Annotated in this window: 12 protein-coding genes; 6 read left to right on the top strand and 6 right to left on the bottom strand. The window is 57.5% G+C overall.

Annotated elements, in window-relative coordinates; all coding sequences use genetic code 11:
* Window positions 1–38: 38 nt before the first annotated feature.
* Entirely contained in the window at window positions 39–878 is an 840-nt protein-coding gene (kynA, locus tag AC07R0_RS17960) for a tryptophan 2,3-dioxygenase (RefSeq protein WP_495105843.1), read from the top strand.
* 59 nt (window positions 879–937) lie between these two features.
* On the opposite strand, the gene AC07R0_RS17955 is transcribed toward kynA, so the two are convergent.
* Window positions 938–2,152 carry an FAD-dependent monooxygenase gene (locus AC07R0_RS17955; protein ID WP_495105842.1) on the bottom strand — a complete coding sequence of 405 codons (1,215 nt, stop codon included), beginning with the start codon at window positions 2,150–2,152 and terminating at the stop codon, window positions 938–940.
* 395 nt (window positions 2,153–2,547) lie between these two features.
* Between AC07R0_RS17955 and AC07R0_RS17950 the strand changes: the two genes are divergently transcribed.
* From AC07R0_RS17950 to AC07R0_RS17930, 5 genes are read left to right on the top strand one after another with little or no spacing between them, the layout of a single operon-like run.
* The gene (locus AC07R0_RS17950; RefSeq protein ID WP_495075060.1) at window positions 2,548–3,885 is read left to right on the top strand and encodes a TIGR03013 family XrtA/PEP-CTERM system glycosyltransferase; all 1,338 of its coding nucleotides are present in this window, start codon (window positions 2,548–2,550) and stop codon (window positions 3,883–3,885) included.
* A gap of 51 nt (window positions 3,886–3,936) precedes the next feature.
* Entirely contained in the window at window positions 3,937–6,048 is a 2,112-nt protein-coding gene (prsK, locus tag AC07R0_RS17945; RefSeq protein ID WP_495105841.1) for an XrtA/PEP-CTERM system histidine kinase PrsK, read from the top strand.
* Window positions 6,045–7,406, top strand: a complete 1,362-nt coding sequence (gene prsR, locus AC07R0_RS17940) for a PEP-CTERM-box response regulator transcription factor (RefSeq protein ID WP_495075058.1) — start codon at window positions 6,045–6,047, stop codon at window positions 7,404–7,406. Before prsK ends, prsR begins: the two co-directional genes overlap by 4 nt.
* A 35-nt stretch (window positions 7,407–7,441) precedes the next feature.
* On the top strand, window positions 7,442–10,219 hold the full coding sequence (prsT, locus tag AC07R0_RS17935; RefSeq protein WP_495105840.1) for an XrtA/PEP-CTERM system TPR-repeat protein PrsT: 2,778 nt from the start codon (window positions 7,442–7,444) through the stop codon (window positions 10,217–10,219).
* 40 nt (window positions 10,220–10,259) lie between these two features.
* Entirely contained in the window at window positions 10,260–11,033 is a 774-nt protein-coding gene (locus tag AC07R0_RS17930; RefSeq protein ID WP_495105839.1) for a S1C family serine protease, read from the top strand.
* A 13-nt stretch (window positions 11,034–11,046) separates the two neighbouring features.
* Here the strand turns inward: AC07R0_RS17930 and AC07R0_RS17925 are convergent, their stop codons facing one another.
* The 5 genes from AC07R0_RS17925 to hemA all read right to left on the bottom strand — a co-directional run bounded on the left by AC07R0_RS17925 (window position 11,047) and on the right by hemA (window position 16,243).
* Window positions 11,047–12,042, bottom strand: a complete 996-nt coding sequence (locus tag AC07R0_RS17925; protein ID WP_495075055.1) for an AAA family ATPase — start codon at window positions 12,040–12,042, stop codon at window positions 11,047–11,049.
* A 134-nt stretch (window positions 12,043–12,176) separates the two neighbouring features.
* On the bottom strand, window positions 12,177–12,503 hold the full coding sequence (gene grxD / locus AC07R0_RS17920) for a Grx4 family monothiol glutaredoxin (RefSeq protein ID WP_495075054.1): 327 nt from the start codon (window positions 12,501–12,503) through the stop codon (window positions 12,177–12,179).
* 161 nt (window positions 12,504–12,664) lie between these two features.
* On the bottom strand, window positions 12,665–13,672 hold the full coding sequence (gene prmC / locus AC07R0_RS17915; RefSeq protein ID WP_495105838.1) for a peptide chain release factor N(5)-glutamine methyltransferase: 1,008 nt from the start codon (window positions 13,670–13,672) through the stop codon (window positions 12,665–12,667).
* A gap of 14 nt (window positions 13,673–13,686) precedes the next feature.
* Window positions 13,687–14,769, bottom strand: a complete 1,083-nt coding sequence (gene prfA, locus AC07R0_RS17910; RefSeq protein ID WP_495105837.1) for a peptide chain release factor 1 — start codon at window positions 14,767–14,769, stop codon at window positions 13,687–13,689.
* Window positions 14,770–14,974: 205 nt separating this feature from the next.
* Window positions 14,975–16,243, bottom strand: coding sequence for a glutamyl-tRNA reductase (hemA, locus tag AC07R0_RS17905; protein WP_495075051.1), 1,269 nt, complete (start codon window positions 16,241–16,243; stop codon window positions 14,975–14,977).
* Window positions 16,244–16,252: the final 9 nt, after the last annotated feature.

The raw sequence follows: 16,252 nt of genomic DNA, 5'->3' as shown, positions 1-16,252 counted from the left end.
GTGAAGCGCGTTGCTCTGTCCTCAACTGATTGAATACCATGACAAAATCTATAGACATCGTTCGCCAGGAGGGAGCCCAGCTGGACTTCAGCCAGTCCATGAGCTACGGCGACTACCTGCAGTTGGACGCCTTGCTGGGCGCGCAAAAGCCCTTGTCGCCCGCGCACGATGAGCTGCTGTTCATCGTTCAGCACCAGACCAGCGAGCTGTGGATGAAGCTGATGCTGCACGAGCTGCACGCGGCCATGCGCTGTGTGGCGGCGGACGATCTGCACAGCGCCTTCAAGATGCTGGCCCGTGTGTCCAAGATCATGGCCCAGCTGGTCCATGCCTGGGACGTGCTGGCCACCATGACGCCGCCCGAGTACAGCGCCATGCGGCCCTACCTGGCCAGTTCCAGCGGCTTCCAGAGTGCGCAGTACCGCTGCATCGAATTTGCGCTGGGCAACAAGAATGCGGCCATGCTCAAGCCGCATGCGCACCGGCCGGATTTGCTGGCGCTGGTGCAGGCCGCGTACGAGGCACCTTCGCTGTACGACGAGTCGCTGCGCCTGATGGCGCGGCGTGGACTGGCCATTCCGGCGGACCATCTGCAGCGCGACTGGACCCAGCCCTATGTGGCCGCCGCCGCCGTGGAGCAGGCCTGGCTGGTGGCCTACCGCGACCCGCGCGAGCACTGGGACATTTACCAACTGGGTGAGAAGCTGACCGATCTGGAAGACGCGTTCCGCCTTTGGCGCTTCCGCCACGTCACCACGGTGGAACGGGTGATTGGCTTCAAGCGCGGCACGGGTGGCACGGGCGGCGTGAGCTATCTGCGCAAGATGCTGGACGTGGTGCTGTTCCCGGAGATCTGGACGCTACGTACCAACTTGTAAGCTTTTCAGGCCGCTGGCGCAGATATTACCTGCGCTGGGAGCTATGAAGTTTGTAGCAATTACGGCGCAGGTGGCGTGTAGCCGTACAGCCAGGGCTGGTCCATCAGCCGTTCTCCCCCCAGCTGCATGGCGCGGTTCCGGCCCCAGCGTACCAAGCCGGTGGCGTGGAATATCTGGCCGTTGCGCACGGCCCGGGCCTGGACCTGGGCATTGCGCTGCCAGCGCTGTTGCGCATAGTGTTGCAGTGCGGCAGGGATAGGCTGGCCCGAGCCCAGCGCGGCGGCCAGCGCGGCGGCATCTTCAATCGCCATACCCGCGCCCTGGGCCAGGTAGGGGCGCATGGGGTGGGCCGCATCGCCCAGCAGCGCCACCCGGCCTTGCGCATGCTGGTGCGCGTCGACCATGGGCGGGCGGTCGCACAGCACCCACAGGCGCCAGCTGTCTATGGCTTGCACCAGGTCTTGCAGTGGCGCGCAGGCCTGGGTCAGCTTGGCACGCAGGTCGGCGGCGTTGGCGCTGTGGTCCCATTGCTCCAGACTGTCGGCGGGCCCGGGCCCGGGCCAGGGGCTTTGCACAATCGCCACCACATTCAGCCATTCACCCCGGCGTACGGGGTACTGCACCACGTGTAGCTTGTCGCCCAGCCAGGCCGTGACCTGCTGGGAGCGCAGATGTGCCGGCAGCTGGGCCTGGGGCACCAGGGCTCGGTAGGCCAGGTGGCCGGTGGCGCGCGGTGGGCCGTCATGCAGCAGCCACTGGCGCACGGGGCTCCACAGGCCATCAGCTCCGACCAGCACATGACCGGCATGGTCGTTGGTGGCAGTGCCGGCGTGCTCTGTCCAGCCTACCTGTACGCCGCCGTCATTTTGCTGGAACTGCTTTAGGGTGCGCTGCGTGTGCAGCTGTGCGTCGGTTCGCTGTTGCACTGCCGTGTGCAGCAGGGTGTGGAGGTCGGCACGGTGCACCGTGGCGTAAGGGGCGCCGTAGCGCTGCTGCATGGTCTGCCCTAGAGGCAGAACGCCTAGCTCCGCGCCATTGCGTGCATCGCGGGCCTGCAGCCGGTTCGGAAAAGCGACCACTCCCTGCAAGGCCTCGTCCAGTCCCCATTGGTATAGCTGGCGCACGACGTTGGGGCCTATCTGTATGCCTGCACCAACTTCGCTGAAGGTGCTAGCACGTTCAAACAAGGTGACTTTTTGGCCCGCAAGGCTGCAAGCCAGTGCCGCTGCCATTCCTCCGATGCCGCCACCGGCGACCAGTACATGTGTATCCATACGGCTGGATTTTGCCGTGTGCGCGTGGGCATTCCGCCTGTTGGACGGAGTGAGGGCGTTTGAATGTTGCGATGTGCCGCCTGTTACATCCGGCATTGAATCGATATGTATCAAAAACAGCCCATAATGGAGAATACGCAGCAAGAGAGGGCAGCTTTGTGATCACCGAAAAATCGATGAAAGTATGCTGTAAAGCGAATAAGAATAACTCCGTAGTTCAAGACATTCGATGAATTTTCCCCTGCAGAATGGCCCGCAGACCACGTTTGCGCTGGCTTCGGTATCCCCTTCGCAAAATAGCGTGTCCCGTCACAGACCAGTGGGTAGCTGCGTGTTGTTACTAGGGGGCGGTCGTGATTAAACTTTTTAACCATTACCTGCATAAACAAACACTTTTGCAGATATTTCTTGACCTGGGTTTGGTCATTGCTGCAGTTTTGGTCGTGGTGGTTTGGCGGGGTGAGGATTTGACCTCGGTTGTGGCTCTGCTGGGGCAGGCCAGTCTGCTGTCACTGGGCATGCTGGTCATCAATTCGGCTCTGGGGTTTTACCAGCGTATCCATAACCGGTCCTTGAACCAATCACGCGCACGGGCCATGCTGTCGCTGGTGTTCGCCGTACCGTTGACTTTTGCGGTGTTTTCCTTGTTCCCGGGCAGCTTGGCGAGCCGGGAAAACCTGGCCATGGCGGCCATGGCCGGTTTCGTTTTCGTGCTCTTGCACCGGGTCTATGTAGCCCATTCCACACCCCAGTCCATGATGCGCCACCGTGTGCTGGTATTCGGCACGGGACCGCGTGCGGCATTGGTGGGTAAGACGCTGAAGAATGAAGACCCCCATGTGGACGTGGTGGGCTATTACGCCAGCCCGAATGAGGCGGAGTCCGAGGTGTCGGCCTGGGGGATTTTGTCCAAGCACAAATCCTTGACCGATACGGCGCTGGAGCTGGAGGTGGACGAGATCGTGGTGGCCCTGGTGGAGCGCCGCGGTGGCAGCATGCCTTTGCGTGAGCTGTTGGACTGCAAGTTGCATGGTGTGCGGGTGGTGGACGTGGCCACGCACTTTGAGAAGACCAAGGGCCAGATTCGGCTGGATTCCGTTAACGCCGGTTGGCTGATTTTTGGCGATGGTTTCAGTCAAGGCGGCTTACGCTCGGCGGTAAAGCGCCTGTTTGATATTTTCAGTGCCGTGGTGCTGATTTTGCTGACCTTGCCGATCATGTTGGTCACCATGCTGTTGGTGATGCTGGAGAGTCCCGGGCCGATTTTCTACCGGCAGGAACGCGTGGGCTTCAATGGCCGACTGTTCAATGTCATCAAGTTCCGCAGCATGCGTACCGATGCCGAGAAGGACGGCACCCCGCGCTGGGCCGCTGCCCAGGATGACCGTGTGACCAAGGTCGGCAAATTCATCCGCAAGGTGCGTATTGACGAGCTGCCGCAGCTGTTCTGCGTGCTGAACGGTGACATGAGCATGGTCGGCCCCAGGCCGGAGCGGCCTTACTTTGTGGACCAGTTGACGCGTCAGATTCCTTACTATGCCGTGCGTCAAAGCGTGAAACCCGGCGTGACGGGTTGGGCCCAGGTCCGCTATCACTATGGTTCCACACTGGAAGATTCGGCTGAGAAGCTGCAGTACGACCTGTATTACGTCAAGAACCACTCGCTGTTTCTGGACATCGTCATTCTTTTTGAAACCGTGGGCGTGGTGTTGCTGGCAAAAGGCGCCCGCTGAACCATAAGCGCCTGCTGTCGCGCTTATCCACCGTACCCCGCGTTCTGTTGCATGGATAGCCAAACCACTACGTTGACCTCTCTGGGTTATGCACTGGCTGCGGTGGTGTACACCGCTTTCGGCATGCGGCTGTTGGGCCTTGGCTACTGGCGTGCACCCCGCCATGCATCCTCGGTCTATCTGATGGCGGCGGTAGGCTTCACGGCCGTGTGGGGCTGGCTGCAGTTTGTATTTGGCTCGCACCCGCAAGCGGTGTGGCAGCTATTGGGCGGGTTGGCGGATGTGGCGCGTTACGCTTGCTGGTTTGGCTTCATGCTGTCGCTATGCCGTGCCAACCGTGAAGGTCAATATCCCCCCGGCATGGGCTGGTTGCCATGGGTGACTTTGGCGGCCTTATGTTTTGCTGTGGCTGCTCCGCTATTGCTGGTGTTCCAAGTCACTTATTTCGGAGATGCGGTTTGGTTGTATCTGATGGCTGCAACCGCTTTGCCGGTGATGGGGCTGGTCTTGCTGGAGCAGGTCTATAGCAATGTCAGCGAGGATTCGCGCTGGAACATCAAGCCGCTGAGTCTTGGGATTGCAGGCATCTTCCTGTTCGACCTGTACCTGTATTCCCAGGCCGTGCTGTTCAAACGGATTGACCTCGATGCGCTCAGTATTCGGGGGGCGGTCCATGGTCTGATGGTGGTGTTGTTGCTGCTGTCCACCCTGCGGCGCAGCGATTGGATCGCGAATATCCGGGTTTCGCAAAAGGCCGCTTTCCATTCCGCTACTTTGCTGGTGGCGGGGGCTTATCTGATCTTCATTTCAGCGGTGGGTTATTACGTACGCTACTTTGGTGGCGAATGGGGGCGCGCCTTGCAGCAGGGGCTGGTTTTTTCTGCGCTGATTGCACTTCTGGTGCTGACCCTGTCGGGCGCGTTCCGGGCCAAGCTGAGAGTGTTTGTGGGCAAGCACTTCTTTCGCTACCGCTATGACTATCGGGAAGAATGGCTCAAGTTCACCCAAACCTTGTCTAGCAACCAATCGCCGAATGACATGGGCCAGCAGGTTGTGCGGGCACTTGCGGACATGCTGGAAAGCCCGGGCGGCAGCCTGTGGATGAAGAGCGGCAGCGAAGCTGCATTCCGCCAGACGGCCTGCTGGAACCTGGCATCCAGCCCGGTCAAGGAAGAGGCGGAGTCTTCTTTTTGCCAGTTCCTGGCCAGCAGCGGTTGGGTGATCAATCTGGAAGAGTTTCGTACTTATTCCAAACGCTATGGCGATTTGAAATTGCCAACCTGGTTGCAGGAGTTGCCGCAAGCCTGGCTGATCGTGCCCTTGACAGCAGGGGGGGAGATGATTGGTTTTGTGGTGCTGGCCAGTGCGCGCACCAATATTGACGTCAACTGGGAGGTCAACGATTTGCTGAAAACCGCCGGTCGCCAGGCGGCTAGCTACCTGGCCCAGATGCGGGCTACGGAGGCCTTGCTGGAGGTGCGCAAGTTTGACGCCTTCAACCGCATGTCGGCTTTTGTGGTTCACGACCTCAAGAATATTGTCACCCAGCTGTCCTTGATGTTGAAGAATGCCAAGCGTCTGCACGACAACCCGGAGTTTCAGCAGGACATGCTGATGACGGTAGAGAATTCATTAGACAGAATGCGCCAGCTGATGCTCCAATTGCGCGAAGGTGCCACACCGCCGGGAACCGTTGTCGGGGTCGATCTGGCTATTATTGTTCAGCGCATTGCTTCTGTGGCCCTCAAACGAGGTCGGCAGTTGGAGGTGGAATTGATCGATAAGGTTCTTACGCGTGGGCACGAGGAGCGCCTTGAGCGCATCATCGGTCACGTGGTGCAGAACGCTTTCGATGCCACAGATCCATCAGGCCGGGTATGGGTCAAACTGGACCGCGCCAGCGGCCAGGCCCGGGTGGAAATAGGCGATACGGGGCACGGTATGTCGGAAGAGTTTGTGCAAGAACGGCTCTTTAAGCCATTTCAAACAACCAAACAGGCGGGTATGGGCATTGGCGCCTATGAAAGCTTTCAGTATGTGCAGGAATTGGGGGGGAAGATTTTGGTAAGCAGCGCGCAAAACAAAGGAACGCTTGTGACAATTTTGTTGCCGTTGTTCGAGGTACATCAAGGTTCTGACCTGCATGAGATGGGGGCGATATGAGCAGTGATAACGCCCGTTCCCTGTTGATTGTGGAGGACGACCTCGCGCTGCAGAAGCAGATCAAGTGGTCCGTGGACAAATTTGAGTCGGTGACCGCCAACGACCGAGACAGTGCCCTGGTACAACTGCGCAGGCACAGCCCGGCCGTGGTCACCATGGACCTGGGGCTGCCGCCGGACGCTGACGGCGTGAGCGAGGGCTTTAAATTGCTGGAGCAGATTCTGGCGGTGGAACCCGATACCAAGGTCATCGTTTTGACGGGGCAGAATGACCAGGCCAACGCCTTGCGGGCGGTTGCATTGGGCGCTTACGATTTCTTTGCCAAACCGTTTGAGCCGGAGTTGCTCAATTTGACGATTGACCGTGCGTTTCGCATGTTCGAACTGCAAAAAGAAAATCGCCGTTTGCAGGAGATGTACCAGCCAGACGCCTTGGCGGGCTTGGTGACGCGTGACCCCGAGATGCTGCGCGTATGCCGCACGATTGAGAAGGTTGCCAACACCACGGCTACCGTCATGTTGCTGGGTGAAAGTGGTACCGGCAAGGAAGTACTGGCGCGGGGACTCCACCAGGCATCGCAGCGCAAGGGCGAAAAGTTTGTTGCCATCAACTGCGCGGCCATTCCGGAGAACCTGCTGGAGAGCGAGTTATTTGGTTACGAGAAAGGTGCGTTCACCGGTGCGGCTAAGACCACGCTCGGCAAGATCGAGATGGCCAACGGCGGCACCTTGATGCTGGACGAAATCGGGGACTTGCCATTTTCCCTGCAGGCCAAGCTGCTGCGTTTCATCCAGGAGCGGACTATTGAACGGGTGGGGGGACGTCAAGAGATTCCGGTTGACGTACGGATTGTTTGTGCGACCCACCAGGATTTGAAAGCCTTGAGCAAAGAGTCCCGGTTCAGAGAGGATTTGTATTACCGCTTGGCTGAAATTGTCATCAATATTCCACCATTGCGCGCCCGCAATGGTGATGCAGCTTTGTTGGCTTATTCTTTTGTACGCAGGTTTGCGCGTGAGCAAAATCGCGGCTCGTTGAATTTGAGCGAGGAATGTGTACGGGTTATAGAGAACCATACATGGCCAGGCAATATCCGGGAGTTGGAAAACTGCATCAAGCGTGCAGTAATTATGGCGGATGGAAACAAGATTACTCCGGAAGACGTGGGGTTGGAATCTGTTGTTTCTGAAGCAGCTGATGATTCTTTGGATTTACGTACCGTGCGTGAGAGTGCAGAAAAAAATGCAATTATTTCAGCACTAGGGCGTGTAAATGGAAATATCGTGAAAGCTGCGGAGTTGTTGGGCGTAAGTCGACCAACCTTGTACGATATTATGCATCGGCTAGGTCTGAAGTAAAAGTGCATGCATTTTGATTTTGTTTGGATGTAATAATGATTCAGCGATATAAAAATTCTCGTGGTATTTTGTGTGCGGTGGCCGTGGCTGCATTTTTGACTGCCTGTGGCAATGACAAGCCTGAGAATTATCTGGCCTCTGCGAAGCAAAGCCTGGAGAAAAATGAGAAAAAAGCTGCAATCATTCAAATTAAAAATGCGTTGCAAATTAACCCCAATTTGCCTGAGGCTCGATTTTTATTGGGTAAAACACTGTTGAATTTAGGCGACTCGGCAGCAGCCGAGGTGGAGTTGGATAAGGCTCGGGCTTTGAAGTATTCCGACGATCTGGTCGTGCCGGAGCTTGCGAAAGCTTCGCTGGCCCAGGGCAAATTCAAGAAAGTTACCGACAGTTTTGCGAAGACCCAGCTTGAAACTGCTGCTGCAAAAGTTGAGTTGCAGCTAGCGTTGAGCACGGCATTTTTTGAGCAAGGAATGGCGGGGGCCGGGCAGGCGGCGTTGGATGCGGCTTTGGCCGAAGATCCTGAAAATGTCGATGCTTTGATCATGAGCGTCCGTCGGCAGGCCGCTAAAAATAATATGCCGGGCGCTCTGGCATCGATTGATGCGGTTATTAAAAAATCCCCCAATAATGCCGATGCTTTGAAGCTGAAGGGTGATTTGGTGTTGAGTGCATCCAATGATCAGGATGCAGCTCTGGCTTTATATGAAAAATCGGTGCAGGCCAAGCCCAGTTATTTACCTGGCTATATGGGTATGCTGGTGCTGTTGATGCAGCAGGAAAAATTAGACGAAGCTGCTAAGAAATTGGAGGCGATGAAAGCGATCGCCCCCAATAGTCCACAAGTCAAATATTTTGAAACCCAGTTGGCTTATCAGAAGAAAGACTATAAGGCGGCAAGAGAGTTTTCTCAGCAACTGCTGAAGGTTGCTCCTACATATACGCGTGGCCTGCAATTAGCCGGGGCTATTGAATTTCAGTTGAATTCAATGTTGCAGGCGGAAATCTATTTAAACAAGGCCTTGACTGCCGCGCCAGAGCTTTCTTTGGCGCGTCGTATGTTGACTATGGTTTATCTGCGCACGGGGCAGGTATCCAAGGCGATCGCTACATTGGAGCCGGCATTAAGTCAGGAGCCTGTGGATGTCACGCTGTACTCTGTGGCTGGTGAAGCCTATATGCAAAATGGAGATGTCAAGAAGGCGGTTGATTATTTTGCAAAGGCTTCCAAGGTCGATCCCAAAAATGCAATGAAGAGGACATCGTTGGCTTTGGCGCATATGGCTGCCGGCGAAGGCGACATTGCATTTGTGGAGTTGCGTGATATTTCTGCATCTGATAAGGGAATTAGTGCCGATATGGCGCTGATTGGAGAGTATTTACGCAAGCAGGATTACGATAAAGCCTTGGCCGCGATTTCTGCGATGGAGAAAAAGGTTCCCGAAAACCCTATTCCACAAAATTTACGCGGCAAAATACTATTTGCACAGGGTAATGTGGCTGCGGCAAGAAAAAGTTTTGAAGCTTCTTCCAAATTAAATCCCAATTATTTTCCCGCTGTAGCAAGTCTTGCCGCTCTGGATATTGCGGAAAAAAAGCCGGATGAGGCATCTAAGCGATTTAACGCGATTCTTGCGAAGGATCCAAAGAATATGCAGGCTTTGCTAGCGCTGGCCGAGGTTCGTAAAGAAGCCGGAGGCAGCAAGGAAGAAGTCTCCAAATTGATTGCGAATGCCATTTCTGCGGATACATCAAATCCAGCACCACGTGTTTTGTTGGTGGATTATTATCTGGCAAACAAGGATGCCAAAGCGGCTTTGTCAACGGCCCAGGATGCGACAACGGCATTGCCGGAAAGTCCTGAATTGTTAGACGCCTTTGGACGTGCCTTGCAGGCATCTGGAGATACAAACCAGGCGATTGCAACCTTCAATAAATTAGCAACCTTGCAACCTTTGTCTCCTTTGCCTCAGATGCGTTTGGCGAATGTAAATTTGGCTGCCAAAAACAAAGAAGCAGCAGTTCAAAATTTACAGAAGGCATTGGAGTTGAAACCTGACCTATTGGATGCTCAGCGTGCTCTGGCGTTCTTGGATGCGACCTCTGATCGCTATCAAAATGCGATTACTACTGCGAGAACGATACAGCGACAACGCCCCAAAGAAAATATCGGATATATCCTGGAGGGTGATATATTTTCCGAACAAAAGAAGTGGGATGAAGCGCTTGCAGCTTACCGATTGGGATTGAAGCAAACCAACTCGCTGGGAGCTGCTATAAAAATACACGCAGCTCTGGTGGCTTCCGGCAACAAACAAGATGCTGATAAATTTATAGCAACTTGGCTCAAGGAGCATCCAAAAGATACAGCTTTTATGTTGTATATGGCTGATGATGCTTTGGCAAAAAAAGACTATGCGGTTGCTGAAAAATATTACACCAATGTTGTGCAATTGCAGCCCTCTAATGCTCTTGCGTACAATAATTTGGCGTGGGTTTCGGGTCAGCTGAAAAAAGATTCGGCTATAGGTTTTGCCGAAAAGGCTATCAATTTGATACCAAATCAACCCTCCTTCATGGATACTTTGGCCATGTTGTGGGCTGATAAGGGTGATTACGCCAAAGCAATTGAGATAGAAAACAAGGCTTTATCGCTGCAGCCTGGTAATGCAGTGCTCAAGCTGAATTTGGCAAAAATATATATCAAATCCGGTGATAAACAAAAAGCCAAATCCTTGTTGGAAGACTTGAATAAATTGGGTAAGGATTTTGCTTCGCATGAAGAGGTCGAGTCTGCACTCAAGACACTTTGATGTGTAATCAGCTTCTCTGCTTATACGAATAGTCAATCGCATGAAAATATGCGCATATTTTCGTTATGTGGTTTTGCTTGCACTTTTTGTTCAGGGCTCCGCACAGGCCGAACTGGCTGATGTGATTCCCCGCGTAAAGCCCTCGGTTGTTATCGTGGGCTATTACAAGAGTACCAACAGTCCCCGATTTTCTTTGCGCGGAACGGGGTTTGTGGTTGAGAACGGCAATCTTGCTGTCACCAATGCCCACGTACTGATGGGGCCGGCAGAGGATCCTGCAGGAGCCAGTTTGGCGTTGCAGATACGAGATTCCAAAGGGGAGCTGCAGATGCGCGCCGCATCGGTGTTGGAAGTGGACCGCGTCCACGATCTGGCTTTGCTACGGTTTGAAGGCGCGCCGGTTGCCGCACTGAATTTACGTGACTCCAAGAGTGTGCGTGAAGGGCAGTCCGTGGCGTTCATGGGCTTTCCCATTGGAGGGGCGCTGGGTTTTTCTTCGGTGACCCATCGCGCCATGGTGTCATCGATTACAGCGATCGTGTTGCCAGCGGCCACGGGTGCGCAGCTGACCGAGCGTTCTATCCGTAGTTTGCGTGACGGCAGCTTTGATATTTTTCAGCTGGATGGCACGGCCTATCCGGGCAACAGTGGTGGCCCGCTGTTTGATGCCGAGACCGGCGAAGTGGTGGGCATCGTCAATATGGTGTTTGTCAAAGGTACCAAAGAGTCGGCGATCAGCCAACCCTCTGGCATCAGCTATGCGATTCCGTCCAACTTTGTCGCGCAGCTGCTACAGCGGCAAAAGGCCAACTAAGTGGCCTGGGGCCTTACTGGATAAAGCCCATGCGGCTTTTGTGTTGCGAGGCACGGGGTAGGTCGTCTACCTTGATGGCATCGCGTCCATCCAGGCGGGCATTACCAAAACCGGTCATCAGCGCACGGCGCATTTCACGCGGGGCAAGTTCTGCCAGGGCGTCCAGCAGATCGCTGTTCGGTTCGGGTGCAAACCGCTCACCCCAACCATGCTCCGAGCGGATGGATTGGTAGAGGTTATTGGCAATCTGCCTCGCGGCCTCGGGTGAGGGCGGCTCGATTTCAAACACGTTCATCCGGTTCAGAATCGGCTCTGGAATGCCGCGCGGGTCGTTGGCCGTGGTGATCCAGATCACCTGGCTGGCGTCGATTGCGACTTCGGCGAACTCGTCCATGAAGTTCTGCGCCGTGTCGTGTTCCAGCAAGCTGTAGAGTGCGCCCAAGGGATCGTATTGGGCATCGGCACTGGCTTTGTCGATTTCGTCCACCACGATCACCGGGTTGGCATATTCACCGTCTATCAGTGCTTCGAATACCTTACCGGGTTTGGCGCCTTTCCATTGGGATGACGATCCGGACAGCAGCCAGCCCGCCGTCATGGAGCTCATGGGGACTAGGTTCATGCCGGTGCCCAGCAGGTCGGCCAGCTTCTTGGCGAAATGGGTTTTGCCTATGCCCGGCAGGCCCAGCAGCAGAATGGGTGTGACCTCCAGCCCATCGCGGCTGTCCTGGCTCAGGGCCACATGGCGTTTGACGTCGTCCAGCACGTCGGTGAAGTTCGGCAGGGCCTGGTACAGGGCCGACATCTCCGGCACGCCTGAGGGCTTGACCTGGAAGCGTTCGGGGCCGCGCTCCAGCATGCGCTCGTAGGTGCTGCGCAGGTTTTCGTGCTCTCGGCTGGGGAGTTTGGCCAGTTTGCGTTCGACTTCTTGCGTCTGGAAGACGCTGCGCACATTGGCGACGGGCAGTTGAAACTGCGGTACATGCGGAACAAGACTGCGGGATTCCATGAAAGACTCCTTGGTTGCTGGCACAGCTTCATTTCAGCATAAGCCGTGCCAGCACACCATGGTGGAACCCGTGGAAAAGTACCGTTTATTACAGCCTATGTGGATTCAGCACCACATAGGCGGTTGGCTGGGCTTCAGGCGGCCTTGGTGCCCAGCACCTGGTGCAGTTCACCGGATTCGTACATTTCCATCATGATGTCCGATCCGCCCACGAATTCGCCCTTGACGTAGAGCTGGGGGATGGTGGGCCAGTTGCTGTATTCCTTGATGCCTTGGCGAATTTCGTCGTCTTCCAGCACGTTCACGGTCTTGACCGTTTTGGCATCCACGCCACAGGCTTTCAGCAGCTGGATCGCGCGGCCCGAGAAACCGCATTGCGGGAAGCTGGCATTGCCCTTCATGAATAGCAGTACGTCGTTGGATTTGACCAGTGCATCAATACGTTGTTGTGCGTCGCTCATGGCGGGGCTCCTTGAAAATCAAACCGCTATTATTTCACTGCGCACGTTGCGGCGGAATGCGTACGCTGCTGTGCCCCCACATGGGCTAGGGCTGGTTGCTATGTTTTATGTAGCTTCTGGCGTAGGTTCTATCTGCGCCAGCGGCCAATATCTTATAAATTTCAGACGGGCAGCTGACCACCGCTGCAGCGCTCTATGCCAGCTAGATCCTGCCTGGATTGCACCTGCGTAAAGCCATTCTGTTCCAGCAAAGCGCGCACAGCGGCGGCTTGGTCGTAGCCGTGTTCCAGCAGCAGCCAGCCGCCGGCCTGCAGATGTGCGGGCGCTTGGCCGATGATCTGGCGGATGTCGTCCAGCCCATCAGCACCGGCGGTCAAGGCGCTCAGCGGTTCGTGTACCAGGGCGGGCAGATGCGGGTCCGCATCGGCAATATAGGGCGGGTTGGAGACGATCAGATCGAAGCGACCAGACACCTGCGCCAGCCAGCTGCTGTGCAGAAACTGCACCGGCAGCACCAGCCGTTGTGCATTCGCCTGGGCTAAGGCCAGGGCATCGGCGCTGACATCTACCGCCGTGACCTGGGCCTGTGGCGTGGCGTGCTGGATGGCCAGGGCGATGGCGCCACTTCCCGTGCCCAGGTCCAGTACCTGGGGCGTGGCCTGGCCCTGGAGGCGTTCCAGCGCCCAGTCCACCAGGGTTTCGGTGTCGGGGCGCGGTACCAGTACCCGTGCATCCACCTGTAGCGTCAGGCCAAAGAATTCGCGCTGGCCGGTGATATAGGCCACGGGTTCGCCTGCGCGGCGGCGGGTACAAGCCGTGCCAAAGGCTGCGGCCTGCAGCGGATTCAAGGTGTTGTTGTTATGGGCCATCAGCCAAGCGGCATCGGACGGATTTTTGCCCAATACATGCAGCAGCAGCATGCGTGCATCCAGCTTGTCGATGCCGTGCTTTTGTGCGCTCAACAAGGCGGTTTGCAGTGTGGCGACGGTATCGCCGTACACCGAGGCGACAGGCTTGCGGGCGGCGCGTGCCACTTTGCCCAGTCCGGGGTGTTCGGGCCGTGGGGCCATGCGCTTGGCGCTTTTCTCCTGCGCGTCTTTCAGCGATTTGCTGGAGACCTTGGCGTAGCCGCCGCTGGGCTTGGGGCCTTTATTGATGGAGCGTGCCATGGGGTCCTTGGGGTTTAAGTGCCGACTTCGAGTTCAGCGAGTTGTTCGGCTTCCTGCGCCGCACGTAGCGCGCCCAGCGGTTCGGCCAGGTCGCCTTCCATGATGAACAGCAGCTTGTACAGCGTGAGGTTGATACGGTGGTCGGTCCAGCGGCCTTGCGGGAAGTTGTAGGTGCGGATGCGGTCGCTGCGGTCGCCGCTGCCGATCAGGCCCTTGCGCTCGGCGGCGTCCTTGGCGGCGCGTTCTGAGCGGTCCTTTTCATGGATGCGCGCCGTCAGCACCTTCAGGGCCTGGGCCTTGTTGCTGTGCTGGCTACGGCCATCCTGGCATTCGGCCACGATACCGGTGGGTATGTGGGTGATGCGTACAGCCGAGTCGGTCTTGTTGATGTGCTGGCCGCCGGCGCCGCTGGCTCGGTAGGTGTCGATGCGCAGGTCGGCCGGGTTGATCTTGATGGCTTCCTGCTCGTCCGGCTCGGCCAGCACCGCTACGGTGCAGGCGCTGGTGTGGATGCGGCCCTGGGTTTCGGTGGCCGGCACGCGCTGCACGCGGTGGCCACCGGACTCGAATTTCAGCTGGCCGTAGACGCCGTCACCCTCGATGCGAAGCACTACTTCCTTGTAGCCACCAAGCTCACTCGGCGACTCGCTGACGATCTCGGTCTTCCAGCCCTGGCGCTCGGCGTAGCGGGTGTACATGCGCAGCAGGTCGGCGGCGAACAGTGCAGATTCATCACCACCGGTGCCGGCGCGGATTTCCATGAAGGCATTGCGCGCGTCGTCCGGGTCTTTGGGTAGCAGCATGCGCTGCAGTTCGGCCTCCAGCCGGGTCAGCTCGGCCTGGGCGGAGGTGATTTCTTCCTCGGCCATCTCGGCCATGTCGGGGTCGCTCTTCATTTCCTGCGCGGCGGCAAGGTCGGACTCGCGCTGGGTGTAGCGGGCAAAACGGGCCGCCACCTGGCCCACGTCAGTGTGTTCGCGTGACAGCAGCAAAAACTGCTTCATGTCGCCCATGATGTCCTCGCGGGACAGCAGAAAGTCGAGTTCGGCAAGGCGAAAGGCGTAGCGCTCAAGCTGTTGGCGGAGAAAGGGTTTCATAAAAATTGTGGCTCACCCCCAGGCTACGCTGCGCTTCGCCAACCCCCTTGCAGGGGGCGATACCAGTGGCCCGGCAAAGCCGGTTCCACGGTATCCCTGGGCAGGGCGTTTATGCAGTCTGGGGTGGGGCGTGACGAGGTAACTTAAATGGAGGGAGATGAAGGCCCCTGAAAAGCCAGGGCCGGAAGCGCAAGCGACAGCGTCGCTAACGCTCTTTGCGCAAAAACAGTTTGTGGATGGCCTGCACCGTGTGCTCGCGGCTGTGGGCATCGCCGGCGCGTAGCTCGGCCATGGCGCCGTGCAGCATCTTTTGCGTCAGGCCTTTGCTGAGCATGTCCAGCACGGCCTCGATGTCGTCGCCCTTGGCCAGCAGGCGGCGCGCGCGGGCCAGTTCGGCGGCGCGCCATTCGTCGGCCTGGGCGTTCAGCTGCTGGATCAGCGGCACCACGCCGTGCACCGGATCGCGCTGGTCCATCCAGTGCAGAAAGCTTTGCACGCCGGCGTCAATGATGACCTCGGCCTGGGCTACGGCAGCCTGTCGGTTCGCCTGGCCGTTCTGCACCACATGGGCCAGGTCGTCCACGGTGTACAGGTAGACGTCTTCCAGCGCCTTGACTTCGGGCTCGATATCGCGCGGCACGGCCAGGTCCACCATGAAGATGGGGCGGTGTTTGCGCAGCTTCAAGGCGCGCTCAACCGCACCCAGGCCGATGATGGGCAGGGTGCTGGCGGTGCAGCTGACGACGGCGTCGAATTCATGCAAGCGGCTGGGCAGATCGGCGAGGCGCATGACTTCGCCGCCGAAACGGGTGGCGAGTTTTTCGCCGCGTTCCAGCGTGCGGTTGGCGATGGCAATGGATTTGGGGTTCTTGGCGGCAAAGTGGGTGGCCGCCAGTTCGATCATTTCGCCGGCGCCGACAAACAGCACCCGCACCTGGCCCAGGTCTTCAAACAACTGGCTGGCCAGGCGCACCGCAGCCGCTGCCATGCTGATGGAGTGCGCGCCGATCTCGGTGGAGGTGCGCACTTCCTTGGCCACGGCGAACGAGCGCTGGAACAGCTGATTCAGGGTCGTGCCCAGGGCGCCGGCTTGTTCGGCCACGCGGACTGCGTCCTTCATCTGGCCCAGAATCTGGGGCTCGCCCAGCACCATAGAATCCAGCCCGCTGGCCACGCGGAAGGCGTGGCGCGCCACGGGGCCGTCTTGCAAGGTGTAGGAGTGCGAACGCAGTAGGGCGGGCGATACGCCACCGCTGTGGGCCAGCCAGTCCACCGTATGGTCCAAGGCCTGTTGGTTGCCCGCACAGTAGATTTCGGTGCGGTTGCAGGTGGAGATGATGGCGGCTTCCGGGCCGGCCAGGGCGGCACGCAGGCCTTGCAGCGTGGGCGCGATCTGGTCCAGGGCGAACGCAAACCGACCGCGCAAATCCAAGGGTGCGGTGGTGTGGTTAATGCCTAATGCCCAGACTGCCATTCTCAGATT

Source organism: Rhodoferax sp. GW821-FHT07F03, assembly GCF_059418745.1.
The sequence above is the reverse complement of the archived record's forward strand: the minus strand, read 5'-3'. Positions and strand labels throughout refer to the sequence as shown.